The following is a 23805-nucleotide window of genomic DNA, read 5'->3' on the forward strand; positions in this document are numbered from 1 at the left end:
AAAGGCAAAGCCGCCCTATGTTAACGGATAAAACATGATTGTCACCTCCAGGCATTATTAAATACGGGTAATTCCTGCGGTTTCATCTAGAAGGACATCGAAAATTATCGCAAAATGCCGAGTCTCATAGGACGAAGCAATTCCATCACCTGACTTTATATTTCGGATAGCCATTTCAACCTGATGCGTTTACTAAGGTGTTTAGCTAGTTTTACATTTATCCTGGCCATTTCCGGGACCTCTTACGCCATCGACATTCCGTTCTTTTCAGACAAGCTCAAGTATGAAGTGGTGGTGGAGAACAACGACAAGCTGCAGTCTCTGGTGGAGGATGAGCTGGACCGGCAACGGGACGAAAACCTCACGCTCAAGCAGTACACCAATCCGGTCAAAATCGCCCGCTACGAAAAAGACATCATTCAACGTCTGCTGCGGTCCCAGGGCTACTATGCCGGCGCGGTGGAGTATCGTCTGAAGGACGATGACAAAGGGGTGACCTATCTGCTCACCCCCGGCCCTCTGTACAAAGTGCAAAAGATTACCTTCGACGTGCCGGACGCGCTGAAAATGCCCAGGGCGTCTACTTGGCCGCTGCGAGAGGGACGCGCGCTGGTGGCGTCCGATGTCCTGGACACTCAGGATGCGTTGAAAAAATATATTCAGGAAAGCGCGTGCTATTACGAAGTGAAGCTCAGCTATGTGGCCGAAGTAAATCACGCTGACCACTCCGCCACGGTCGTTTATCGCATGGAGCCGAGCCCCAGCGTCAATTTTGGGGAGATCGCTATAACCGGGTTGACCACCGTGCAGGAAGAGTACTTGCGCAATAAGCTGGGTTACGAAGCGGGGCAGTGTTTTAACCGGGCGCGGGTGGATCAGGCGCGCTTGAACCTGCTCAAGACCAATCTGATAGCGCGTATCGAGACCAATATTGCGCAACCGGATAACGGGCGCGTGAACACTTCTTTCAACTTGCAGGAGCGCAACCACCGCACGCGTAAAGCGGGTATCGGTTACAGCACGGATGAGGGCGTCGGTTTGTCCCTGGGCTGGGAGCATCGCAATATTCTGGGCGCCGGCGAGAAGATTGAAGTGGGCGGACGGGTGTCTCAGGTGCGTCGCACCGTGGAAGGGGAGCTGACGCTGCCGAACTTCTTTCGAGACGACCAAAGTGCGATTTTGAACGGCGATCTCACCAAGAAAGAGCTGGACGCCTATGACTCCCTCAGCGCCCAGACCAGCCTGACAATCAAGCGTCAGTTTACGGATATTCTGTCCGGCTCCATCGGGACGCAACTGAAATACAGTGAAATCACTGATGAAGGAGTGACCGAGGAGTTCGGTCTGGTGTCTTTCCCGTTCACCTTGAAGCTGGATACCACCGATAATCTGCTGGACCCCCGCAAAGGGTATATTCTTTCCGCAGGGATTCAGCCCTATATCGATACTCTGGAAACGTCTCGTCGCTTTGTGAAAACCACTTTCTCCGCCAGTACGTATCTGACAGCGGACTCTTTTTACTGGGAGCCGACGCTGGCGTTGCGCGCGGCGACAGGAACAATATCCGGACGCTCCACCGCAGATATTCCCGCGGATGAGCGCTTTTATGTGGGCGGCGGCGGTTCCGTACGCGGTTATCCTTACCAGTCGTTGAGCCGGATTACTGGAGACGACCCATTTGGCGGCAGCTCTTTTAACGAGGTGTCCGTGGAGACGCGTTTTCGCTTTTCCGACAGCTGGGGCGCAGTTCTCTTTGTAGATGGCGGCTTCGCCTTTGACGACGCCAATTTACAGCCCGGAGAAGAGTTGAAATGGGGGACGGGCATCGGCCTGCGTTATTTCACTTTCTTTGCGCCGATTCGCTTTGATGTGGGCGTTCCGCTCAGTCCAAGAGACGACGTGGATGATAATTTTCAGTTGTATATCAGCATAGGGCAGGCTTTCTGATGCTGCGCAAGTGGTGGGTGCGTTGGCCGGCTCATTTTTTCTCCCTGATCATGAGCCTGATTGTATTCATGCTGCTGCTGGCGGTGACTTTTGTCGGTAGTGAAAGCGGCCGCGTCTGGATGCTGGGCAAAGGGTTGCCGCTGGCGTTGAAAGGCTCGCCCATCCGAATTGAAGTCGAAGACGTCGGCAGTCCGGATCTTGGTCACTGGAGTTTTGGACTGCTGGAAGTCTATCTCAACGAGAAGCAACTGGTGCGGGCGCGGGCGTTGGATCTGCAGGTTGATATCAACAGCCTGTTTGCGCAGCGGGTGCATGTGGACAACCTGTCTGCGGATGATCTGTACATAAATCTGGTTGATACCTTGCCTGAGTCCAGTGAAGAGGAAGATGAAGACACGTCGGATTCTGGAACCACCGCCATGTGGCCGGTGGCGCTGGATGAGCTGTCTCTACTGCGGTTAAAGATCAAAGCGCCGGGGATGGACGATATTCCCGCTGCGAAGATTCATGGCTCCGGCACACTGTACTGGACGGATGTGCCCCTTACTTTAGAGCTTAACGCTGGGACGCTTGAGGAAAAGCCGGCGCAGATCGCCATCACCACTCAATGGGATGAGCAAAAACGGTTGACGCTGACGGCGATGCTGAATGAGCCGGCGGGCGGCTGGCTGGGCGGTCTGGCGAAGATGCCCGCCTGGCAGGCGCTGGATGTGGAGCTGAAAGCGGTGATAGCGCAGTCAGAAGCCACTGACCAGGCCGCTGACGGCTCTCAACCGGGACCTGCTTACGGCATCGATCTGCAACAATTGAAAGCCCCGCTGTTCGGCCACAACCTGCGCGCATCAGGAAAAGTGGACGTGAATCTGGACGCATTGCTGGTGCAAACCGATGGACTGGATATCTACATCGATCAGCGCCTGCAGAAAGTCCGCGGGCGAGTGACGGATGAAGAGCTGGACGCGCAAGTGGATATTGATCGCTTTCCGCTGGATGTGCTGGCGCCCTGGACCAAAGATTTCAGCTCCGGTAACCTCAGCGCCAGCCTGCGCGCCACGGGCTCTCTCAATGATCCGAACGTTACGGGCGGCGCCAGCGTGCGCACTAACTTTGGCGGTAAGCCGCTGATCGCCTCCGTACGCGGCAGCGGCGGTAAAGACAAAATAGTCGTGGACTCCTTGACCGCCAGCCTGGACGAGCTGCAGGCGCAAGCCAGTGGGACGGTGGATCTGGCGGCGGAGACGTTGAATATTCGCGTGACCCGGGCGCAGACTCCTCTGAGTTACCTTAGCCTGTTGGAGATCGCGCCGCCGGAAGGCTTAACGTTATTTGCGGAGGCCGCCAACGTTTCGGTGACAGGCCCCTACGTTTCTCCAAGTTACGAGGGACAAGTGGCTGCTCGCGGCGCCTATCTGGACCTTCCCTTTACTGTGCAGGGCGGGGTTAAAGGCGATATTCATTCGGTAACGTTGCGTGATGCGCGTGTGAAAACGGGGGAAGCCTGGGTAACCGCTTCCGGCAAAATCGTCTGGAGCAAGTCGCTGCTCGACCTGAGCGCCAAAGGCGGCAAAATTCCTTTGGATCTGCTCAGCAAACTGGAAGTTGAACTGCCGCCGGAACTGGGACCCACACTGATTGGCGTCGACGCTAAGGTTAAAGGTAAATTCACTAAACCGGAGTTCTCGGGTGTGGCGCAGGCGGCGGGCAGCTTCAAAGCGCAGCCTTTTAGGGTGAGCGCAAACCTGTCAGGCTCTCCCGATGCGCTGAATTTCCGCGCATTTCGTGCAGAGTTGCCCCGAAAGCCTGCGGGTGAAAAAAGTAAAGAGGGCGAGAGTCAAGAGGGCGCTGACGACAATAGTAGTCGTCAGACCGATCTCGCCACCCTGGAAGGTTCGGGACGAGTCAGCATCGCCAAGAGTACGCTGAATCTGGATGTGACCGCGAGTAAGCTGCCGTATTCCCTGGCCGCTTTGGCGGATGTGGCGCTGCCGCCGGAATTGAGCGGGGATGTGGATGCGGATTTACATGTGGAAGGGCCATTTACCAATCCGAAAGTTTCCGGTCGTCTGCATACCGCCGGACGCTATTCAACGCTGCCGTTTGAGGTAAGCGGAGAAGGCTCAGGTGGGACGCAGGGCGTGGATGTTTCCTCCTTGAGCGCGAACCTGGGCGAAGCCGGACGCGTTGATCTGTCCGGCTGGTGGCGGCCTGACGGCTTTGATGTTTCTTTGCATGGTTCTGGTGTGAACACAAAGAGTTTGCAGGCTTTTGGCTGGGAGATGCAGCATGGGGTGCTCAACACTGATCTGAGACTGCAGGGTTCTCTACAACAACCCAAAGTAGATGGATATTTCGCCTATTCCACAGACATCGAGGGAATGGACGACAAGGGGCGAAAGCAGAAGTATCCGTTGCAGTTACATACCGACATCTCCACTCGGGAAGATGAAACCTTATCGTTGCTCACAGTAGTCAAGAAAGACGACGCGCAGACTGGCGAAGTGAAGCTGGATATCAATGCGCGGACTTATCTGGATTTCTTCAATCAGCTGCAAGGCGAGCTGGACGTACGCAAGATCCCGCTGGATGTATCTGTGGCGGGCAATCTGGAGACGCGTTGGCTGAACTTCCTGCTGGACCCGGATATTCACCGCTTTTCCGGCGACCTGAATCTTAACCTCTCCGCCCAGGGCGTTCTTGGCGATCCTTTATTGAATGGCGACTTAAAACTGCAGGATGGATTTTACGAAAACCGCATCACCAGCACTTTATTTAAAGACGCCCACGCCAATTTGGCTTTTGCAGGCCGCAAAATGACGCTGAGCGACAGTTCCGCCAGCGATGGCGGCGTCGGTAAGTTAGAACTGCTTGGTCACGTGGACTGGAGCGAGCTGAAACGCGGCGAGGAAAATGGAGATAAACCGATAGCGCTGCAGCTGATCGCCACAAACGCCAGTATTCTGCGTCGTTCCGACATGGAAGGCGCGGTGTCCGGCAAACTGACGCTGGAAGGAGACTTCAAAAATCTGTTACTGAGTGGAAAAGTCGAGGTTCTGCCTTTCGCCATGATGCTGGATGCGGCGTTGGGCCGTGACATTCCTGAGATTGAAGTGCGCGAGGTCGCTAAAGAAGTGCTGGAGGAAGACAGCATCCTGCCTCTGCCCAAGGTTGCTCTGGATATCCGTCTGGTCGTCAACCAGCAGGCCTTTCTTCGCGGGCGCGGACTGGAAGCGGAACTTAAAGGGCGCGTATTCGCCAAAGGGCCGCTGGAGTCCGCTTCCTATCGCGGCAACTTTGAAACCTTGCGCGGCACCTTTGAGGTGTTCGGTAAGAAATTTGATTTACAGGAAGGGGAAGTGCTGTTTGAAAACGACAGCTTCACTATGTTTATCGTCGGCGTCTACACCAGCAAGGACACGGAGTACCGGGCGGAGCTGTCTGGGTCGCTGGCGTCGCTGAAGGTGAACCTGAGCTCGAACCCGCCCCTGCCGGAAGACGAAATCCTGTCGCAACTTATGTTCGGCAAGTCCGTGCGCAATATCACGCCGATTCAGGCGTATCGCCTGGCGGCGGCGGTGCAAACGCTGCGTGGGGAAGGCGGCAGCTTCTTTGATCCCATCGCCACCACCCGTGATTTACTGGGGGTCGACACACTGTCCGTCGACACGCAGGAAACCGACAACGGCAGCGGCGTGTCCGTCGGCGTGGGCAAATATCTGACTGAACGCGTCTATCTGGAGCTGGAGCGTACCCCAGATCCATCGCAGCCGTGGAAAGGCTCCGTCGAGGTGGAGTTGAACCCCAACCTCAACCTAGAGACCACCACCGGCGGTCAATCCGGCTTCGGCGGTGTTGAACTGCAGTGGAAACAGGATTACTGACGCAACAGAGGCTGCGTTCAGTAATCAGTGACGTTTCTGGTGTTTGTCGTTCTCTTTTTTCAGCACGACATAAACACCGCCGAAAAACGCGATGGTCATGCCCACTACCAGTAATCCCGCGATGATGGTTTCGTCGATGTACATAATGGATCTCCAACTTGGCTGATCGATAATAACGTGAACTTTAGTTGGATTATGGCGAGGGGGCCCCTTAGCGGGTTTGATCCAGATCAACCCCTCTCAGCGGCCAACGCTTTGGTAACGCGTATATTGACCGGAGTCAATTCCGATTCCGCCATTCGGTTCGCCGGCTGTTGGGGCGCCCCCAGGATGCCGGCTTTGAAGTCCCGACTGACGGGATAGTCGCCAATCCATATGGAAAGAATGGCGTCGAACAGCTTTTTGCCGGGGATGTCTTCCGCCTGCTGTTTACTGATGTTCAGGCGCATGCCTTCGTAAAAGGCGTCAGCGATTTTGCGGCCGCGCACGTCCCGCAACATGGTGAACGCCATACGCCGGTATCCTTCATCGGCTAACAGAACTGGCGCTTCGTGAGTCGTACGCTCCACATATAATGCGACGACATAAACGTTGACAAAGACCAGAAAGCGGCGCGTGGCGCCTCATTCTTTCCCCAACTCTTCGTAAAGGTTAGAAAAAAGAGGCGGGCGGGCTTAAAATAGCGGGCTTTAGCAACCTCAAGCCACCGCAACGCGACAGAGTCCCCCATGTACATTGACTTCCAACAACTAGAAGCGACCAAAATCTATCATTGGATGACGCAGACCATCATCCCTCGTCCCATTGCATGGGCGCTGACCCGCAATGAGGATGGAGGCATGAATCTGGCGCCGTTTTCCTATTTCACCGCGATTTCCAGCGCGCCCCCCACCATCGCCATTTCCATCGGTAAAAAGCCCAGCGGAGAGCTGAAAGATACGCGCAGCAATTTACAGGTTGGCGCGCCCTGCACGGTGCATATCGCCGGTCGCGAAATGGCGCAGGCGGTGACGGACTCGTCCCGGACGCTGCCTTATGGCGAGTCCGAGCTGCAAGGGCTTAATCTGTCATTGGTGGACTTCGAAGGTTTTGAATTGGGCAGATTGGCGGAATGTCGTTTGGCGTTTGGGTGCCGGGTGCAGGAAGTGGTGGAGCTGGGCAGCGTGCCTCAGGCGATGGTGCTGCTCAATATAGAAAAGCTGTTTGTTGATGACAGCGTGATGACGGCGGACGCCAAAGGTCGACTCAAAGTAGATGCAATGCAGGTGAATCCGCTGTCCCGTCTGGGGGCGGATGAATACGCCACATTGGGCGAAGTTATCAGTATTCCGAGGCCTGCATGAATCAGTTAAGCAATCCCAGCCAAGCGCTTTTACGCCAACGTGAGCAGTTGAGCGGCCGGATATTATTGTGCTCGCCGCCCGCAGACGCCATTGCGGCGGATCTGCGCCAGACTGGCGCAGAGGTCAGTGTTCTGAGTTGGGATCACACAGCGGTGAACGCCTGCCGGGGCGCCGTAGCGGAAGAGCGGTTATTTACGGATCTGGCGTTGCCTGCGGACGGGCAATGGGATCAGATCGCCCTGTTTATGCCGAAGGCCAGAGAAATGCTGGATCTGATGTTGTCCGTTGTCGCGCCGGCACTGAAACACGCACAGCATACCTGGCTGGTGGGCGAAAAGCGCGAAGGCGTAGAGAGCGCCGCCAAGCGTCTGGCGAAAGAAGGCTGGGACGCCGCCAAGGTGGACTCGGCGCGTCACTGCCAGGTTTGGCAACTGACGCCAGCGAGCGATTGGCGGCCGCAACAAGACGAGTTCTGGCGCGCCTACGAACTCACGCAGGATAAAGTGGGCGCCCTGCAACTCTTCACGTTGCCGGGAGTCTTCAGCGCTGGCCGTCTGGACGAGGGAACGCAAGTGCTGCTGGAGTCTCTGCCGGAATTGCGCGGGCGGCGTTTTCTGGACTTTGGTTGCGGCTGCGGCGTTATTGGAACGACTTTGAAGAAGCGCTATCCCAAAGCATCGGTAGAGCTGACGGATATCAATCTGCTGGCGCTGAAAAGCGCGACGCGCACGGCTGAAGCCAACAGCGCGGAGCTGAGTATCTATGCTTCAGACGGGCTTGCTGAGGTGCAGCCCGGCGTAGACGCCATTGTCACTAACCCGCCGTTTCATCAGGGGGTGAAGCAGGATACGCGCATCACCCAGCAGTTTCTGCGCGATTGCGCTCGCGTGCTTAAGCCGGGAGGTTCATTGACCCTGGTGGCCAACCGTTTCCTGCCATACCCGGACTGGATCGAAGCCCATGTTGGTCCGGTGCGGGTTCTGTTCGAGAACAGCCGATTCAAGGTGTACCATGCCGTCAGATAATGTTTGGCGTTCCGGGGGCGGGGAAGTGGACGCGCAAAGTCGCTGGCGTCGTAAGCTGATCGTCGGCGAGGCGGTGGCGGATGCATCTACCTGGCTGGCTGCGCAGACCGGCTTATCGAAGCAAAAAGTCAAAGACGCCATGCTGAAAGGCGCCGTCTGGTGGAAGCGCGGCGGCAAGCCGCAGAAGCGCTTGCGCAGAGCCAAATCCGCATTGGCGGTTGGCGATGTGCTGGAGCTGAATTACGATCCCCAGATTCTTTCTCTCAACAGTCCGCAGCCCACATTGGTGGCGGATCATGACGCTTATTCCATCTGGTGCAAACCCGCCGGGCTGCTGACGCAGGGCTCCGAATGGGGCGACCATTGCAGCCTGCTGCGCATGGTGGAACTGCATTTCCAAAGCAAGCGGCAGGTGTTCCTGCTGCATCGCCTGGATCGCGAGGCCATGGGATTGGTGATCATTGCCCATAATAAAGCGGCGGCGGGGCGGTTTGGCGCGCTGCTGCAGAATAATGCGTTAGATAAGTTCTATCTGGCGCGGGTAAAAGGGCGACTGGCGCAAGAGCAGGGGGAAATCGACTTTCCTGTGGACGGCAAAGCAGCGTTGAGTTACTACCAGGTCCAGCATTATGACGAAGCGACGGATTCCAGTCTGGTGCGGGTCAAACTGATTACGGGACGTAAACATCAGATTCGACGCCATTTCGCGGATCTGGGGCATCCCCTGTTGGGCGACCCGCGTTATGGTTCCGGCAACAAACACAAGGACGGTTTGATGCTGGCGGCGATGGAACTGGCGTTTAACTGTCCCATGCGCCGCCGGGCCATGCGAGTAGTTATGCCGGAGGGGTTGCTTCCGGCTTGGGCTCATCAGCGCTGACAGGCGCTTGGGCGGCGATGGCGTCATGATTGGGACAGAAGTCGGGGACTCCCAAGTTAGCGTTTTCCTGTTGCAGGTGTTCTCCACAGTGGGCTTTTTCGGAACAGTTGCGACAGTTTTGAATGGCTTTGAACACCTCGACGGAAGACGAGCCCCGAACATAATGCGCGGTGTCGACGCCTTTCTGCTTCAGCATCTGGCCCAGGCGCTCTTGTTCCACCCGGTTGGCCAGCCCGTTGTAATACAGGTCCGCTGTGCGTGAATTGCGAAAAATAAACGCCAGCACCATCATGGTTGGCAGCATAAATACAGCGGCGACGGCCATCCAGATAATGGTTATTTTCATCATTGCCATACTCCGTGCTCAGGTAAACAGGGTCTGATATAAGCATAGATTAGATTGCTTCCTGGGGGAGAAGGCTGTCCGAAATCAAGAAAAGAGTCACAGATGAGTATCGCTAACGAAAACCCTAACGCCAGGCCCATAGTGGTGCTTGGGCCCACTGCCTGCGGAAAGACGCGGCTCGCCGTAGGGCTGGCGCGCGCCATTGGGGGAGAGGTGGTGTCTGCGGATTCCCGGCAGGTGTTTCGGGGTATGGATATTGGAACCGGCAAGGATTTGCAGGATTACGGCGATACGCCTTATCACCTGATCGACATTGTTGATCCGGGGACTCCGTTCAGCCTGTTTGACTACCTCCGCGTCATGCAGCGGACACTCGATGATCTGGAAACAAGAGAGATGCGTCCTATTATCGCCGGCGGCTCTGGGTTGTATCTGGATGCGATCCTGCGTGGTTATCGACTGGTCGAAGCGCCTGTCGATCCGCTGCTGCGGGAACGGCTCAAACATCACGATCAAGAACGACTGAATGCGCTGCTGGCATCATTGAGACCCTTGCATAACACCACTGACACCCAGGACCGTGAGCGCACGCTGCGGGCGATTGAGATTGCCTACGCAGAGCTGAATGAAGACAGTCCCAGTGTGCAGATCAGTATCGATCCTGTCGTGATCGGGTTGCACTGCGACAATGACCGATTGCGCGCCCGCATTCGCGAACGTCTGGAAACTCGTCTGGACGAAGGCTTGATTGACGAAGTGGAAAGCCTCCGGGCGGCGGGTTTGAGTTGGCGGCAGTTGGATGAGCTGGGGTTAGAGTACCGCTATGTCGCGTTGTATCTGCAGGAGCAGCTTAACCGCAATGACATGATGCAAAAACTGGCGTCCGCGATATATCTCTTCGCCCGCCAGCAAGTGAAATGGTTCCGTCGCATGGAGCGTCAGGGCGTCGCCATTCACTGGCTGGAAGCAGACGATGCGCCACTGGATAAAGCGCTCGTCTTATTGCGGCGAGAAGCTTAAAACGGCCACTTTCCGACGGCGATACAAACTACGGCGACCCCCAGGCACAGGTTGATCAGCACCGCTTGACGAACTTGATTTAAAGCCGCTCCGGCTTCGCTCCAGGTCTTTTCGAGGGTGCAGGTCTTCAGTTTGCGAAATGGAAAGAAAAACACGCCAATGAAAATGAGCGTCATCGCCAGTGCGCCGCCCAGCATGACATGTATATACAACGGCGGTTTACTACCCCACAGGGCGAGCATGCCCAAGCCAGAGCCCCAGAGCGTCAACACGGCGATCCACACCCATCGGAAGAAGCGGGTCAGCACTTCCGACCACAACGGCAGGCGCTGAGGCGGCTGCAACTGCTCCGCCGCAGTAGGGCGCAGAATGAAATAGGCGAAAAACATACCGCCGACCCAGCCCAGGGCCGCTAGAACATGAAGTATTTTAAGTAGCGAAAGCATGGTGAAGCGTATCCTTGTTGCATTGAAGCGATTGATATTGCGGCGACGTTTTTTCGAAGGCTTTTCAATAACCTGTCGAGGGCTTTGTGCGCAGTAGTGGTATTATACGCGTCAACATCAATCTCGATTCAACAGTAAGTTCCCAAAATGCAAGAAGATTCAAAGGGTTCCCCGGGGCACAACTTCGACGAACTGAAAGAGCGCTTTCAGAATAATATTTACGGCACCCCCAAAGGGCGCTTGCGACTGGATCTGATCAACGAAGACCTGGATGCCCATTTGGCGGAACAATTGGGAGAGGGCGCCTGGCGAGTTTTAGATATCGGCTGCGGCGCGGCGATGATCAGCGGACGCTTGGCGCAGGCGGGACATCGCCTGACTTTGACCGATCTGTCCGCCGAGATGCTGACGGCGGCCCGCGCTAATCTGGAGTCCCTGGGAGCGGCGCAGGCCTGCGAAGAATGGCGTGAAGGCCCGATGCAGGACGTTCTGCCGCAACTCCAGGGGCCCTATGACCTGATAATCGTCCACGCAGTGCTGGAGTGGATGGATGATTCACGCCCCGCCCTGGAGCAGGCGCTAAGCAAGTTACGCAGCGGCGGCCTGCTGTCCCTGGCTTTCTATAACCGCAATAGCCTGATTTACCGCAATCTGCTGCAGGGCAATTTCCGCAAACTCAAGAAGAACAACTGGAGCCACCGTAAAGGCGGCCTGACGCCACAGAATCCACTTGATCCCGATGAGGTCTACGGCTGGTTGGAGCAGGCGGGCATGCGACAGGTTTGCAAACGAGGCATCCGCACTTTTTACGACTTCATGCAAAAACACGTCGCCCGCGAGCGCAGCTATGAAGACGTACTGGAAATGGAGCGCGCCCACTCCCAGAAAGAACCCTACCTTTCCCTGGGCCGGTATATTCATGTGTTGTATCGGAAGGAGTAGGGCTGGGGCAGGTCTACCGACAGCCCTTGCGGTTTAGGCCGCCGATTAAGGCTTCCTGGCCACCAACACCGCACGGGCCGGGGCGGGGTAGCCTTCCACTGTCTTGCTGAAGTCCTCAGGATCGAGAAAGTCTTTGAGTGACTGAAAGGTCATCCAGTCCGTCTGGCGTTGTTCTTCCAGAGAGGTGACGCCTTCATCCACAATGCGAACATCCTCAAAACCTGACCGCTCCAGCCAGCGTTTAGTGGCCAGAGAGCTGCCGATAAACCAGACATTGCGCATTTGCGCGTAGCGATCCAGCGGGGTCAGGATGCTGTTTTCGTCGCCAGGAATGACCAGTGTTTCCAGCACCAGTTCTCCGCCTGGACGCAGGGCCGCTTTCAACTCATCTATATGATCGAACGGCGAGCGGCGATGGTAAAGCACGCCCATGGAGAAGACTGTATCAAAGGCGCCCATGTTAGGAGGCAGGTCTTCTGAACGCAGGGGAAGGTAATAAACCGGCGCGGTGGGCGCGTATTTTTTGACGCAGTGAAACTGGAACAGAAACTTGGGGGAAGGGTCCACGCCGAGGACGAACTGCGCGCCTTCACCCAGCATACGCCAGCAGTGGTAGCCGCTGCCGCAGCCGACATCCAGCACAAAGCGATCTTTCAATGGGCTTAAATGCGGGGCGACGCGGGTCCATTTCCAGTCAGAGCGCCATTCGGTGTCGATATGGGCGCCAAAGAAATTGAAGGGGCCTTTGCGCCAGGGATGCAGGCCGCGTAGTCCTTTAATCAGCGACTCTCGCGCTTCTGGACCAAGGTCTGCTTCCGCGCCGACCATCAATATGTCGACGTTGAACTGCATTTGGCTCGCCTGTACGGTGGGCAGTTGCTGCAAGGCGTTCCACCAGCCTTCATAGTCGCCATGGGTGCGAGAGTAATAGCGCTCATCCAACACGCGTTCGAAGTCGGGGATAAAGCGCTGCAGACGGTTTTTATCGGCGTGGGCCAGGAAGTCGTCGAAACGGATCATTTTATTGCCAGAAAAGAAACGAAGTTAAAACATTGGAACCATAAGTAAGCCTGACTGAACCCGGCTCGTTGCAGACGCTCAATATGCGCCTCGACGGTTTCCGGCACCAGGACATTTTCCAGGGCGCTGCGCTTCTGCGCGATTTCCAGATCGCTGTAGCCCCGGGAACGTTTGAAGTCATGATGAAGATCGAACAGGGTGTGCTGTTTATCCGCATCGGCGAACTCGATTTTCTCGGACAGCACCATCGCGCCGCCAGTTTTCATGTTGACCGCGATGCGATGCAGCAGATCTTCACGTTGCGCCATAGGAATGAACTGCAGCGTGAAGTTCATGACCGCGATGGAGGCGTTTTCAATGGGCGTGCTCTGGATGTCCTGACAGAGAATTTCTGTGGGGATGACGCTGGGCATGCGCTCCATGTTCACTCGACAACGCTCCACCATGGCGGCGGAGTTGTCGACGCCTATCACCTTGGGCTTGTCGTCGGACTCATTAAAATGTTCAAGGTTGCTGCGGATGGCGAGGGTAGAAGCGCCTAGTGAACAGCCCAGATCGTAGCAATGGGTTCCCGCCTGGGCGTAGCGCCGGGAAATAACGCCGATCATCTCCAGCATCATGGCGTAGCCGGGCACCGAGCGGTTGATCATATCTGTGAATACGTGCGCCACCCGCTCATCAAATTCGAAGGCGCCGACGGCGCCTTTGGCGTCTTGGTAGATTCGGTCTTTGCTGTCGCTCATGTTCCGCTCGCTCCTGTCAGGGCGCGTATTTTACCGCCCCGGCCCATACAGGGTCCAGTCGCCTGGGTTGCTGTAAGCTCTGATGGCGGGCGGATAAGGCGTTTAAACCGCAAGAGAACGCTAGACTTTGCGTCTTAACCCATCTTTAATTGGCGGTTGTGCGCCATTGGCCAAAAAATTTGAGAAGCATTTATTGAAAAGATAGAGAGGATAGCGGGCAGGTTTATGACTCATTACGCCATTTCAGACTTACTCAAGAACAAAGCGGAGATAGGCAGCGAAGTGACTGTCAAGGGCTGGGTAAGGTCAAGAAGGGACTCCAAGGCGGGCGTCTCTTTTATTCACGTGCATGACGGCTCCTGCTTCGACGCGATTCAGGCGGTTGTCGCCAAAGAGTTGCCCAATTACGACGCCGACGTTCTGCGCCTGACGACTGGCTGCTCCCTGATTGTCACCGGAACCCTGGTAGAGTCGCCCGGGCAAGGACAATCCTGTGAAATTCAGGCCACCTCTGTGGAAGTGGTTGGCCTGGTGGACGATCCGGAAACCTATCCAGTCGCCAAGAAAAGACACACCTTTGAATTCCTGCGCGGCGTCGCTCACTTGCGTCCCCGTACTAACGCGTTTGGCGCCGTGACTCGCGTGCGTACGGCGCTGGCTCATGCCGTGCACCACTTTTTCTATGAGCAGGGCTTTCAGTGGATCAATACGCCGATCCTGACCGCCAGCGACTGCGAAGGCGCCGGCGAGCTGTTTCGCGTCAGCACGCTGGATATGGTCAACCTGCCCAAGACGGATAGCGGCAAGATCGACTACAGCAAAGATTTCTTTGGCAAAGAGACGTTTTTGACCGTGTCCGGTCAGCTGAACGTGGAAGCCTACTGTCTGGCGATGTCCAAGGTGTATACCTTCGGACCTACGTTCCGGGCGGAAAACTCCAACACCAGCCGTCATTTGGCGGAATTCTGGATGATCGAGCCGGAGATCGCTTTCGCGGATTTGAACGCCGATGCGGATCTGGCGGAACGTTTCCTCAAGCACATGTTCAAGGTGGTGCTGGACGAGCGTGGCGACGATATGGCGTTCTTCGCCGAGCGCATCAACCCTGAGGTGGTTACTCGCCTGGAGAATATGGTCGACAAGGAGTTCGTGCGCATCGACTACTCTGAGGCTATCAAGATTCTGCAAAACTGCGGCAAGACATTCGAGTATCCGGTGCAGTGGGGTCTGGACCTGCAGTCCGAGCATGAGCGCTATCTGGCGGAAACCCATGTGGGCGCGCCTGTGATCGTGATGAACTATCCGAAGGAAATCAAAGCGTTCTACATGCGCTTGAACGACGATGATAAGACTGTTGCGGCTATGGACGTTCTGGCTCCAGGCATCGGTGAAATCATCGGCGGCAGCCAGCGTGAAGACCGTCTGGACGTGCTGGACGCCCGCATCGGCGACATGCACCACAAAGAGGAGCTGTGGTGGTATCGCGACCTGCGTCGTTACGGCAGCGTGCCCCACGCGGGCTTTGGTCTTGGCTTCGAGCGCCTGCTCGCCTACGTAACCGGCATGGAAAACGTGCGTGACGTCATCCCGTTCCCAAGAACGCCGGATAACGCCCAGTTCTAAGGCGCTGACCTGAACGGGTCAAAGCCAACAAAAAAGGCCCGATTGCATCGGGCCTTTTTTATGGGAAGGGACAAGCAGAGTCCCTGGTTTCCCTGCCTACATCATATTTGCGCCGGGCTTAAAATACGCCGAAGCCTTTCAGCAGAGACGCAATCGCCAGTACTACCGCGACGCCGCCAATGACCATGGCCGCTGCGCCGCCGCTTTTTGGCGGTTTGACGTTTTGCAGGTTGTTGAGCTGCGTCGCCAGCGTGGTTTTCTGGCGTTCCAGTTGCTCTACCCGCACAGCCATGGCGTCGATCTCGCTTTGTTTTTCCGCCATTTGCTCGCGCAGGGCTTTGGCGATTTGTTGCACCAGATCCTGGCCCTGTTTGCTGATTTGTCCGCGCAGCAATTCTTCCACCGTGCCTTCGATGAGCGTATGCAGCTTCTCGTCGTTGAGTATGTCTTCTATGTTCAGGCTGGGCGCAGGTTCGTCTCTGGAGGTGCGCTCGATCAGGGCGCGCTTGAGTTCTTCCTTGGCTGACTGCAGCTCCGCTTCCCAGGCGCTGAGCCTGTCTTCCACATTGTTGTCCATGGTGGCGGTGGCGGAGTGGGTGGCGATATCCATCACCTGGGGGCGAATGCGCTCAATGAGGTCGTCCAAGTCGGGCGCTTCCGGTACAGGCTTGGCGCGCATTTCCAGGTCGTTGACGGTTTCTCTTAGCTGTACGTCCAGATCGCGGCGGGACTCGCTAACGGCGTCGTCAATAGAGCCAAGCAAGCGGTCTTCGAGGCTTTTCAGCTCGGCGTCCAGCAATGGCGTGAGGGTCTGCTCCACGTCACGGGTAATCGTGGCGGCGAGTTGCACTTCATCGATTGCGGGTGCGGCAGGGGCTTCCGCAGGCTCAATGCTTGCGATATGCGCCTCCAGAACCTGCTGTACGCGCTTTTCCAGTCCTGGCATGAGTTCTTCACGCAACTGCTCCGCCATCGCGGCGAAGTCCGGCTGGGGTTGCTCTGGCGCTTCAGTAGGCTGCTCACGCAGCTGTTGGATATCCTGGCGTAGAGACGTCAGCTCGCTTTCGCTTTCTCTCAACCGACTTTCGAAGCCATCGAAAGAAGGGAAATCGCGACTGCCTTTCTCCAGCTTGTCGAGACGATCCACCAGAATTTCCCAGTCGGAGGCGGACACCACTGCTTGTTGTGGTTGCGGTGGGGCGTATTCCGGCGTTGGGATGGGGACGACAATTTCTGGAGAGGTTTCCTTTACTGCTTCCGTCACAGGCTCCGCTTCCTGAGGGATGGCGACGGAGGTAAGAGTTCCGCTACGCGCAGACTCAATCACCATAGCTAATTTTTCCGCTTGCGGCGGTTTGAACAGCGTGCCCGATGCGCCGATGGCGCGGGCTTCCGCATCGTAATTATCTTTTCCTTCTTTCCCGGTGCACATGATGACGGGAATATGGGAGGTCTGAGGGTCCGCCTTGATTTTTTTGGTGGCTTCGAAGCCGTCCAACTCAGGCATCAGATGGTCCATAAAAATAATATCGGGCAGATCGGTTTTCAGCATTTCCAGAGCGTGTACTCCGGATTCTGCAAGTTGAACCTGCAAATTATGCTTCTCTAACAGTCTTTGTAATGTAATACGCGCCAGTTTGGAGTCATCTACCACCAGTGCAGTTTGCAGCGACATTGCGGAACCTTTTGCAATTTAAGATACATCGATAAATCTAGCACATTCTTGAAGCTAGCCGGCAAAATCCTAGTATAGGGTTTGCTGAGGCTTCTGCATCTTCTGAACGCCCAGCCACAGGCTTTTTCAGGCGTCATAACAGCGCTGCCGGAGCCTCAACAAACACTAAGGTACGACAAAGATATATCAAATAAGACTTTCCTATCAAAAATCATAAGGTTAGATATTGTAACAGCATGTTTTTTGAGCTGTTTCATGTAACTTTCGCCGTTTGGTCATTTAAGCGTCATATAGCCTTTCTAGGATCGCGGCTAAAGATGATGAAAGTTAATTTTCTATTGTTTCTGCTTTGTATTTGCATATTCAAATCAATATGTTGCCTTGGCTGAAACAATAGATAAATACGCCACAGGGCTCAATCGTAAATAAAGGACATCCAGATGCAAGATTCCCTGAGAGCCGTTTTTATTTCCGATGCGCACTTGGGTTCTGCCGCCTGTCAGGCCGAGCACTTGCTGGATTTTCTCAATAAAATCAAAACAGATAGGCTGTATCTGGTGGGCGATATCATCGACCTGCTGGAAATGCGACACAGAGCCCACTTTCCTGAGACTCACCGGGCCATTCTCAGCCTGATCATGCGTAAAGCGCGGGAAGGGATGGAGGTCATTTACATCCCTGGCAATCATGACGACTTCTTCCGGCAGATGGCGGGGCAGACTTTCTCTGGCGTGAAGATTCGGCTTAATTGCGTCCATCGCACTGCGGATGGGCGTCGTTTCCATGTCAGTCATGGCGACGAGTTTGACCAGATCGTGCAACTGAGTCCGCTGGCGCTGTTGGTGGGCGACAAGGCACACGGTCTGATGCTCAAGCTCAATAGTTGGTTAAACCGCACCCGCAAGGTATTTGGCTTTCCTTACTGGTCGTTGGCGGGGTATTTGAAGACCCATCTGGGGCGCGCCAGAGAGTTTATTCATCGTTACGAAAATGCGGCGCTGAAGACGGCGCGCAGCCTGGAAGTGGACGGCTATATCTGCGGCCACATTCATTACGCCGCGTTTCGTTGCAAAGACGGCAGGCTCTACTGTAATGACGGCGACTGGGTGGAGCACTGTTCCGCATTGGTGGAGACCCACCAAGGACAATTAAGGTTGCTGCACTGGTCGGAACAGCCCCGCTGGCTGGCGGTGGAGCCGGACGCAGAACCGGCTTGGATTGATGAACCAATTCCGGGCCTTTTTCCGGCGCCTGTCACGTTGTCTGGCGACAAGCAGGCGCCTAAAGCTGCCTGATACGCTGAGTTGGCGCTGCTCTGAGCCCCGCCTTTTCCATTATGAGCTGCGAAATCAAACGCTTGGCTGCTCGCTCCTTACGGAAATATAACGCCGCAGTCTCCTCGCCGGGCTTGAACCAATTCCCCGAAAACGTGTCTACTATCACAATATTGATCCGCTTTTTGCTTCGTCATCTGCATGGATGGCGGGGTGGTCGCCATGATGGCGAAGTTTAAGAATATTGGGAGAGGTTAAGCATATGTTTGGAAGTCATTCACAGGATAAAGCATCTATGCCTGCACGGGAGCAAGCGCTGCCGGGCAGAGCGGAGCCAATGGAAATTGAAGGCGAGCACTTTGTCTTTGGCGTGGACATGAGAGGCCCGTTTCCAGCGCAAATGCAAACGGCGGTGTTCGGGCTGGGGTGCTTCTGGGGAGCGGAGCGTTTGTTCTGGAAACAGGAAGGCGTTTACAGTACCTGCGTAGGCTATGCGGGAGGCTATACGCTCAATCCCACCTACAAAGAAGTCTGCACCGGGCAGACCGGTCATGCGGAGGTAGTCCAGGTTGTGTTTGATCCCGCTGTGATCAGTTATAAAAAGCTGCTTAAACTGTTTTGGGAAAATCACGATCCGACTCAGGGGATGCGTCAAGGCAACGACGTCGGCTCTCAATATCGTTCTGCTATCTATTACGCTAATGACGAACAGAAACAACTGGCGGAAGCGTCGAAGGCGGAATTCCAGCAATCGCTGCACGACGTAAACCGCGGCGCCATTACCACGGAAATCACCGCTGCGCCGGAATTCTATTTCGCGGAAACCTATCATCAGCAGTACCTGGCCAAGAATCCGGGAGGATACTGCGGTCTGGGCGGCACTGGGGCTTGTCTGGCCAGTGCGGACTAAATTTTGATTGAGCCTGTGAGCATAGCCGGGTTGACCTTGGTCATCCCGGAAAAGAGCGATCTTGAGCGGGATTCTGTGGCGACGGCCTGGAGCGCCGCCGGAGGCGAGGTGTCCCGGCTGGGACGGTTCTGGGAGCCTCCTTCTTATGATCCGGCCAAGGTGCGGGTCTATGGAAATGACACTTTTGCTCTGGTGTTGGCGCAGAAGTTGGGACTTGACTTGATTTCACCCGCAGACGACCTGTTGGTGCAATTGCCGCAACAGGCGTTGCAGCGCTCAGTAACGCTACTGCCTTTATCTGTGGCGATGACGTCGAATTTTCCAGCTTTCCTCAAACCTGCCGCGCCCAAGCTGTTTAAAGCCTCCGTGTATGCAACGCCGGATGATTTAGCAGCGGAAGCCCGAGGTCTGGAGCCGGATACGCCGGTGCTTCACTCAGAAATCGTACAGTTCGCTTGTGAAATTCGTTGTTTTGTCCGGCGGGGAGACGTGTTAGACGCGGCGGTCTACGAAGGCGATGGAGCGCTTGATGACGGCTTGAGATTCGCCAGACAGCTTGCACAAAGCGAACACCTTCCGACCACCTGCGTGCTCGATATCGGCTATATCCCCCAACGCGGTTGGGCGATCATCGAAGCCAACGCCGCCTGGGGCGCCGGCCTCAACGGATGCCGGGCCGAGAAAGTATTGCCTTGTATCGAAGCGGCGACCCGGCAATTGGTTACTGGCAGTTAACAGAGTACTCACCAATCATCAGTCTGCCTTTTAACGCTTCTGGACTGAACTGATTCAAAAACTCCGGTATTTCTTGCTGAGCAGAGACTCTATGAATGAAATCGTAGACGGCGGGCTCTAGTATCGGGCCTGTATAGAGATAACAGGCCCGATCAGATACGACAAAGAGGGTGGAATACTTTTCTTTGAAGCCATTCAAATTAATATTATCCAGAGTGGGATGCGCATTAAGAGCACGGATGATGCTCAAGTCTTCACCTTCCGTATTTTTAAAGTCATTCAAGTAGGCTGCCCAGTCAGCATAAAGCTCCGATTCGTCCAGTGGCGAGTCTTGCAGAAATAATTGTATTTCTCCTTTTTTATTATTGCTTTCTACCGCGTTAGTTGTTGAACAGCCGGCAGATAAATAAGTAGTCAGAATTAAAGCCAGACTAATCTGTAGTCGGTATTTACATCTAGCCATTTAAGGGCTCCCAAATAGAGATGATTTTTTTATTGGTGATCATCTTTTGATGCAGACCGGCGCTTGAAGCTGTGGGGCTTGGCGTCAACAATGTGCTGAGAGGTCTCCGGCTCCGTTCACTAATATAAGCATTCAATCCCCTCCATCCGCTGCTTTATTGCCTTCTCCTGATTTTCTATTGTTCTTGTCGCCAAAACTTCAGGTTAAGTAATAGACTTATTTCTGTTTTGGCGAAAGCTCAATTGGGCATATTCATTCACGATAAATAATTAGTTTCTTGTTGGGAATATCGATAAACCCTAGATTGTCTAGTTGGCGTTCGTGCAGTTATTCATAAATTTAGTTATGAAATGTAATAATGGATATAACAAGTAGAGCCAATATGATATAAGCTCACGATTTCCTGGCAGCTATTGGTAACCACCGCTATGGCCGTAAGAGCCGAGAAGAAACAGCAAGTTAATCGTAATATCTGCAACGCTGCGTTGCGTCTGTGCCGGACGAAAGGGTATTCCGGGGTGAGTCTGCGGGAGATTTGCCGGGAGGCGGGGATTGCGCCGCCGACGTTTTATAACTACTACCCGAATCTTGAGGAGTTGGGTCTGGCGATTATCGATGAGGCGGGGCTGACTTTGCGCCGTCTGATGCGGCAAACCTGGAAAGAGGTGGATGTGCGTGAAGGGGTGGTGCGCCGCACGATTCGCGTCTTTGCGCGCTACCTGGAAGAGAATGGCGATTTATTTCATTTCGTCGCTGCGGAAAGGGTAGGGCGCGTGCAGGCGTTTCGAGATGCGATTGAGCGTGAGGTGAAGCATGTGGTGGAGGCCATGGCCAAGCCGCTTGTGGAGGTAGGAGCGGCGACGGACAGGCCGGTTGCGCATCCGCTTTATCTTTCTGAAATGCTGGTTAATTGCGCGTTTCAGGCGGGGGTCGAAAGCCTGTCCGCCAATACGGAAAAGCGCAATGAAATCATCGAGCGCACGATCATTCAGGCGCGTATGGCTATTTATGGCTCGGAAGTCATGGCGAAGGGCGCTGTGACGTCAGTTTCTGCGCAGTAGTTCGCCGGTTTGCGGTAATGCTAGAGTAAAATCCTAACAGCTGTTCGCATCGGCGAAACCTCTCTTAGAAGTGCAAAAATTGCGCACAAATTCAATTTAAGGCCAAACTTAAGCGCATTTAATGTGTTTTTTGTGCCGAATATCTCGCTTGTGGAAATATCCCTCGTTCTTCTTCTTGTTTAAAAATTAACAAGTGTTAGTTTTATTTTGTCGAACAAATATCTTGGCGGCGAGCGCGAGCGACAGCCCCTGTTTGACAGCAGTAAGCATAGTTGGAAGTGCAGTACTGAATGAATAAGAATAAAGAGGAACGGAGATGGACCTTATACCCAAAGGAACGTGGAAAACTCTGTTGTGTCTGCTGCCTGCGTTGGGCCATCCTGTCGCCCATGGTGAGCTGAAAGCGATGGCGGACCAGGAAATGGGCGAAATTTCCGCCCAGTCCGCATTGGAGTTTTCCGCAACGGACATCAATTACAACTTGAGCCAGTTGACCGGCATTGAGTTCATCAAAAATCCCGGTATTGGGTTTACCCGGGTGGAGCAGCGCACGCAAACCGAGTCCGTGGACGCCACGGTGTACCGGCTTCAGCTGAACGGTTCCGGTGAACTGCACGCCTTCGCAGAAGAGCTGACCCTCGGCGACTATGGCGGCGCCAATAACTCCATTTATAAAGACGAAAATGGCCAGGGCGTGCCCGATGTGGCGCTGAGAAACTTTGGTTTCGGCAAATCGGCGCAAGAGCCCTTTGTGTTTGAAGACCCTTATCTGGAAATCCAGAAACAGCATCATGCTGACGGCACGGACACCATTCGCGGCATTCGTTTTGGCTTCGGCAGAGTCGATGGCTCGACGCCGGTGACTATCGACTCCATCTCCGGTTATATCCCAGCACTGAGCATCATGGCGGATCTGGGAGGGCTGGTGCGCTCACAGATATATGGCAGCGGCACCAAAGACACCTTCGTCAACATTATCGGATACATGCCGGATGGCTCCGGCAACTACCCGCAAACGCCAGCTCCTGGCGAGTGGGTGTGTAATGGCGGCATGTGCGGTTTTACTCCGGACAATGTGGGTCTGACCGGCAATGCGGGTATTGGTTACAGCTACGGCGGGAAGGAGTTGAACCTCTCGAATGTGACCAGCCTCGACTATCACAACGTCAAAAACTTCTATATTTCCTTTGTGCAGGGCGCGGGTAATCTGATGTCGAATCAGAACGGTTCGATTAACGGAGCCATGTGGTCACAGCATCTTGAAGGGATTATCCCCGATTCCCGGCCGGATTTGCCCGGGTGGAATTTTGGCATTCCCTTCAACGATCCCAATAATCCGACAGACGGATATCTGGAGGCCCACACTGATGTTGGGCCGACGTTGCAGCAGATCTTTTTCGGCGTTGGGGATGACAATCCTCGCATGGGATATCAGAACAATAAGTTGTTTTAAAACGGCAATGAACTGTATCGGGAGGGAACCATGAAACATCCGCAACCTGTGCTGGCGCTCTGTTGTCTGACCCTCAGCGCCGCGGCCATGGCGATGGAGGCGATGACCGATGAGGAACTGGGGCAGGTTGACGGCCGCAGCGGGTTCAGCTTCGCTTTCGATAACGTCAAGTTCAAAGGGATGGCGATAGACGGAGCGGAAGCGGGCAGCATCAATATCATTGCTGCGGATGGCTCCAGTCTGGGGTTGAAAGAGTTTCAGTTGTCCGCTGACGCGATCGGCACATTTGAGTCGCCGTTGACCTTCAGTCTGGTGGAAATGGACGGTTCTCTGGTGAATAACTCGGGCGCAGGGCTTCCCATGCTGCGTATCGGGCTGCCTGGAATGGAAGGCTGGCGCAATCTGGATGTGCGCTTCAATGAAGAGTTCGGCAACCCGGACGTTCCTAATCCCAATAACCCCAATATCCGCGCTGGCGGAACGCCGTCGGAGCATACCATGCTGGGGAGCGTGTCGATGAATGACATTTCCATACTCGGCGGCATTGCGTACAGCGGCATTCCCGAGGGCTATAAGATCGAAAGCGTCCGGGTTGATGACGGCAGCAACGGCGCGGATTCGCGTCAGGGAATGTTGCTCAATGTGGACATCAATGAACTTTTGATTCCTGAGTGGCTGGTCGAATCTCAGATTGGCGATGGCGTGTTTGATCCCGCCACGGATTTTATACTCTACAATTTCAGGCTGGAAAATCTACACCTGCACTCCGCCACCTTTGAAGCTGCGCCCAACGGCCTGCGCTTCGCCTATTCCGATCCACAGCCATTTACGGAAGACGGCGGTATTATCCCCTCAGGAGGAGGGCTGCCGGATACGCAGCATCCAGATTACGATCCTACTTTCCCTAAAGTGGACCTCACATTCCAGGCGCAGATGACGCAATCGAAGCTGAATGAATCCCGCATCCACGGCGTTACCTTGGATCATCTTATATTCAACGTGCGCAACTAGGCGGAGTGAC

Annotated in this window: 22 protein-coding genes; 14 read left to right on the forward strand and 8 right to left on the reverse strand. The window is 54.9% G+C overall.

Features of this window, described 5'->3' with window-relative positions; genetic code table 11:
* The first annotated feature begins 183 nt into the window (after positions 1-183).
* Together AC2IBB_RS11905 and AC2IBB_RS11910 are read left to right on the forward strand one after the other, a co-directional pair.
* On the forward strand, positions 184-1947 hold the full coding sequence (locus tag AC2IBB_RS11905) for an autotransporter assembly complex protein TamA (RefSeq protein WP_486333067.1): 1764 nt from the start codon (positions 184-186) through the stop codon (positions 1945-1947).
* Positions 1947-5825 (forward strand): translocation/assembly module TamB domain-containing protein, encoded by a 3879-nt coding sequence (locus tag AC2IBB_RS11910; RefSeq protein WP_486333068.1) that lies wholly within the window; start codon positions 1947-1949, stop codon positions 5823-5825. Before AC2IBB_RS11905 ends, AC2IBB_RS11910 begins: the two co-directional genes overlap by 1 nt.
* Before the next feature lie 24 nt (positions 5826-5849).
* On the opposite strand, the gene ccoM is transcribed toward AC2IBB_RS11910, so the two are convergent.
* Both ccoM and AC2IBB_RS11920 read right to left on the reverse strand, forming a co-directional pair.
* Positions 5850-5969 carry a cytochrome c oxidase subunit CcoM gene (gene ccoM, locus AC2IBB_RS11915; protein ID WP_486333069.1) on the reverse strand — a complete coding sequence of 40 codons (120 nt, stop codon included), beginning with the start codon at positions 5967-5969 and terminating at the stop codon, positions 5850-5852.
* A gap of 86 nt (positions 5970-6055) precedes the next feature.
* Complete coding sequence (locus tag AC2IBB_RS11920; protein ID WP_486333070.1) at positions 6056-6394, reverse strand: chalcone isomerase family protein; 339 nt, start codon at positions 6392-6394, stop codon at positions 6056-6058.
* 159 nt (positions 6395-6553) lie between these two features.
* Between AC2IBB_RS11920 and AC2IBB_RS11925 the strand changes: the two genes are divergently transcribed.
* The 3 genes from AC2IBB_RS11925 to AC2IBB_RS11935 are packed head-to-tail and all read left to right on the forward strand — an operon-like array spanning position 6554 to position 9073.
* On the forward strand, positions 6554-7168 hold the full coding sequence (locus AC2IBB_RS11925) for a flavin reductase family protein (RefSeq protein ID WP_486333071.1): 615 nt from the start codon (positions 6554-6556) through the stop codon (positions 7166-7168).
* Positions 7165-8193 (forward strand): class I SAM-dependent methyltransferase, encoded by a 1029-nt coding sequence (locus AC2IBB_RS11930; RefSeq protein WP_486333072.1) that lies wholly within the window; start codon positions 7165-7167, stop codon positions 8191-8193. Before AC2IBB_RS11925 ends, AC2IBB_RS11930 begins: the two co-directional genes overlap by 4 nt.
* Complete coding sequence (locus tag AC2IBB_RS11935; protein ID WP_486333073.1) at positions 8180-9073, forward strand: RluA family pseudouridine synthase; 894 nt, start codon at positions 8180-8182, stop codon at positions 9071-9073. Before AC2IBB_RS11930 ends, AC2IBB_RS11935 begins: the two co-directional genes overlap by 14 nt.
* Here the strand turns inward: AC2IBB_RS11935 and AC2IBB_RS11940 are convergent.
* Positions 9030-9422: a DUF6455 family protein gene (locus AC2IBB_RS11940; protein WP_216739085.1), complete on the reverse strand. Its 393-nt coding sequence runs from the start codon at positions 9420-9422 to the stop codon at positions 9030-9032. The genes AC2IBB_RS11935 and AC2IBB_RS11940 overlap by 44 nt on opposite strands.
* A 99-nt stretch (positions 9423-9521) precedes the next feature.
* Here AC2IBB_RS11940 and miaA point away from each other — a divergent pair, with 99 nt between their 5' ends.
* On the forward strand, positions 9522-10439 hold the full coding sequence (gene miaA / locus AC2IBB_RS11945; protein WP_486333074.1) for a tRNA (adenosine(37)-N6)-dimethylallyltransferase MiaA: 918 nt from the start codon (positions 9522-9524) through the stop codon (positions 10437-10439).
* Here miaA and AC2IBB_RS11950 read toward each other — a convergent pair.
* Complete coding sequence (locus AC2IBB_RS11950; protein WP_486333075.1) at positions 10436-10885, reverse strand: CopD family protein; 450 nt, start codon at positions 10883-10885, stop codon at positions 10436-10438. The genes miaA and AC2IBB_RS11950 overlap by 4 nt on opposite strands.
* Positions 10886-11032: 147 nt before the next feature.
* On the opposite strand from AC2IBB_RS11950, the gene AC2IBB_RS11955 reads away from it, so the two are divergent.
* On the forward strand, positions 11033-11827 hold the full coding sequence (locus tag AC2IBB_RS11955) for a methyltransferase domain-containing protein (RefSeq protein ID WP_486333076.1): 795 nt from the start codon (positions 11033-11035) through the stop codon (positions 11825-11827).
* A 45-nt stretch (positions 11828-11872) separates the two neighbouring features.
* Here the strand turns inward: AC2IBB_RS11955 and cmoB are convergent, their stop codons facing one another.
* Positions 11873-12847, reverse strand: a complete 975-nt coding sequence (gene cmoB, locus AC2IBB_RS11960; RefSeq protein WP_486333077.1) for a tRNA 5-methoxyuridine(34)/uridine 5-oxyacetic acid(34) synthase CmoB — start codon at positions 12845-12847, stop codon at positions 11873-11875.
* Positions 12844-13590 carry a carboxy-S-adenosyl-L-methionine synthase CmoA gene (gene cmoA / locus AC2IBB_RS11965; protein WP_486333078.1) on the reverse strand — a complete coding sequence of 249 codons (747 nt, stop codon included), beginning with the start codon at positions 13588-13590 and terminating at the stop codon, positions 12844-12846. Before cmoA ends, cmoB begins: the two co-directional genes overlap by 4 nt.
* 225 nt (positions 13591-13815) lie before the next feature.
* Here cmoA and asnS point away from each other — a divergent pair, with 225 nt between their 5' ends.
* Positions 13816-15213, forward strand: a complete 1398-nt coding sequence (gene asnS / locus AC2IBB_RS11970; protein WP_486333079.1) for an asparagine--tRNA ligase — start codon at positions 13816-13818, stop codon at positions 15211-15213.
* 118 nt (positions 15214-15331) lie between these two features.
* Here asnS and AC2IBB_RS11975 read toward each other — a convergent pair whose 3' ends face one another.
* Entirely contained in the window at positions 15332-16888 is a 1557-nt protein-coding gene (locus AC2IBB_RS11975; protein ID WP_486333080.1) for a response regulator, read from the reverse strand.
* Between the two features lie 440 nt (positions 16889-17328).
* Here AC2IBB_RS11975 and AC2IBB_RS11980 point away from each other — a divergent pair, with 440 nt between their 5' ends.
* The 3 genes from AC2IBB_RS11980 to AC2IBB_RS11990 all read left to right on the forward strand — a co-directional run bounded on the left by AC2IBB_RS11980 (position 17329) and on the right by AC2IBB_RS11990 (position 19807).
* Positions 17329-18183 carry a UDP-2,3-diacylglucosamine diphosphatase gene (locus AC2IBB_RS11980; protein WP_486333081.1) on the forward strand — a complete coding sequence of 285 codons (855 nt, stop codon included), beginning with the start codon at positions 17329-17331 and terminating at the stop codon, positions 18181-18183.
* Between the two features lie 274 nt (positions 18184-18457).
* Entirely contained in the window at positions 18458-19072 is a 615-nt protein-coding gene (gene msrA / locus AC2IBB_RS11985; RefSeq protein WP_486333082.1) for a peptide-methionine (S)-S-oxide reductase MsrA, read from the forward strand.
* A 3-nt stretch (positions 19073-19075) separates the two neighbouring features.
* Positions 19076-19807 carry an ATP-grasp domain-containing protein gene (locus AC2IBB_RS11990; protein ID WP_486333083.1) on the forward strand — a complete coding sequence of 244 codons (732 nt, stop codon included), beginning with the start codon at positions 19076-19078 and terminating at the stop codon, positions 19805-19807.
* Here AC2IBB_RS11990 and AC2IBB_RS11995 read toward each other — a convergent pair.
* Positions 19794-20270, reverse strand: a complete 477-nt coding sequence (locus tag AC2IBB_RS11995; RefSeq protein ID WP_486333084.1) for a hypothetical protein — start codon at positions 20268-20270, stop codon at positions 19794-19796. The two genes, AC2IBB_RS11990 and AC2IBB_RS11995, sit on opposite strands and share 14 nt — an antisense overlap.
* Before the next feature lie 428 nt (positions 20271-20698).
* Between AC2IBB_RS11995 and fabR the strand changes: the two genes are divergently transcribed.
* The 3 genes from fabR (at position 20699) to AC2IBB_RS12010 (ending at position 23795) form a co-directional block, all read left to right on the forward strand.
* Positions 20699-21331, forward strand: a complete 633-nt coding sequence (gene fabR / locus AC2IBB_RS12000; RefSeq protein WP_486333085.1) for an HTH-type transcriptional repressor FabR — start codon at positions 20699-20701, stop codon at positions 21329-21331.
* Positions 21332-21647: 316 nt separating this feature from the next.
* Positions 21648-22784 (forward strand): hypothetical protein, encoded by a 1137-nt coding sequence (locus AC2IBB_RS12005; RefSeq protein WP_486333086.1) that lies wholly within the window; start codon positions 21648-21650, stop codon positions 22782-22784.
* A gap of 30 nt (positions 22785-22814) precedes the next feature.
* Positions 22815-23795, forward strand: a complete 981-nt coding sequence (locus tag AC2IBB_RS12010) for a hypothetical protein (protein WP_486333087.1) — start codon at positions 22815-22817, stop codon at positions 23793-23795.
* The last annotated feature ends 10 nt before the right edge of the window (positions 23796-23805 follow it).

The sequence above is a fragment of the Hahella sp. NS-SX17 genome, assembly GCF_057367735.1.

Bases quoted from the DNA above. Each gene is read 5' to 3' on its own strand.
- cmoB (WP_486333077.1), bottom strand. From the start codon at position 12,847: ATGATCCGTTTCGACGACTTCCTGGCCCACGCCGATAAAAACCGTCTG.
- msrA (WP_486333082.1), top strand. From the start codon at position 18,458: ATGCCTGCACGGGAGCAAGCGCTGCCGGGCAGAGCGGAGCCAATGGAA.
- AC2IBB_RS11995 (WP_486333084.1), bottom strand. From the start codon at position 20,270: ATGGCTAGATGTAAATACCGACTACAGATTAGTCTGGCTTTAATTCTG.
- AC2IBB_RS11955 (WP_486333076.1), top strand. From the start codon at position 11,033: ATGCAAGAAGATTCAAAGGGTTCCCCGGGGCACAACTTCGACGAACTG.
- AC2IBB_RS12010 (WP_486333087.1), top strand. From the start codon at position 22,815: ATGAAACATCCGCAACCTGTGCTGGCGCTCTGTTGTCTGACCCTCAGC.
- miaA (WP_486333074.1), top strand. From the start codon at position 9,522: ATGAGTATCGCTAACGAAAACCCTAACGCCAGGCCCATAGTGGTGCTT.
- ccoM (WP_486333069.1), bottom strand. From the start codon at position 5,969: ATGTACATCGACGAAACCATCATCGCGGGATTACTGGTAGTGGGCATG.
- AC2IBB_RS12005 (WP_486333086.1), top strand. From the start codon at position 21,648: ATGGACCTTATACCCAAAGGAACGTGGAAAACTCTGTTGTGTCTGCTG.
- AC2IBB_RS11980 (WP_486333081.1), top strand. From the start codon at position 17,329: ATGCAAGATTCCCTGAGAGCCGTTTTTATTTCCGATGCGCACTTGGGT.
- AC2IBB_RS11905 (WP_486333067.1), top strand. From the start codon at position 184: ATGCGTTTACTAAGGTGTTTAGCTAGTTTTACATTTATCCTGGCCATT.
- AC2IBB_RS11910 (WP_486333068.1), top strand. From the start codon at position 1,947: ATGCTGCGCAAGTGGTGGGTGCGTTGGCCGGCTCATTTTTTCTCCCTG.
- AC2IBB_RS11940 (WP_216739085.1), bottom strand. From the start codon at position 9,422: ATGATGAAAATAACCATTATCTGGATGGCCGTCGCCGCTGTATTTATG.
- AC2IBB_RS11930 (WP_486333072.1), top strand. From the start codon at position 7,165: ATGAATCAGTTAAGCAATCCCAGCCAAGCGCTTTTACGCCAACGTGAG.
- cmoA (WP_486333078.1), bottom strand. From the start codon at position 13,590: ATGAGCGACAGCAAAGACCGAATCTACCAAGACGCCAAAGGCGCCGTC.
- asnS (WP_486333079.1), top strand. From the start codon at position 13,816: ATGACTCATTACGCCATTTCAGACTTACTCAAGAACAAAGCGGAGATA.
- AC2IBB_RS11975 (WP_486333080.1), bottom strand. From the start codon at position 16,888: ATGTCGCTGCAAACTGCACTGGTGGTAGATGACTCCAAACTGGCGCGT.
- AC2IBB_RS11950 (WP_486333075.1), bottom strand. From the start codon at position 10,885: ATGCTTTCGCTACTTAAAATACTTCATGTTCTAGCGGCCCTGGGCTGG.
- AC2IBB_RS11925 (WP_486333071.1), top strand. From the start codon at position 6,554: ATGTACATTGACTTCCAACAACTAGAAGCGACCAAAATCTATCATTGG.
- AC2IBB_RS11935 (WP_486333073.1), top strand. From the start codon at position 8,180: ATGCCGTCAGATAATGTTTGGCGTTCCGGGGGCGGGGAAGTGGACGCG.
- fabR (WP_486333085.1), top strand. From the start codon at position 20,699: ATGGCCGTAAGAGCCGAGAAGAAACAGCAAGTTAATCGTAATATCTGC.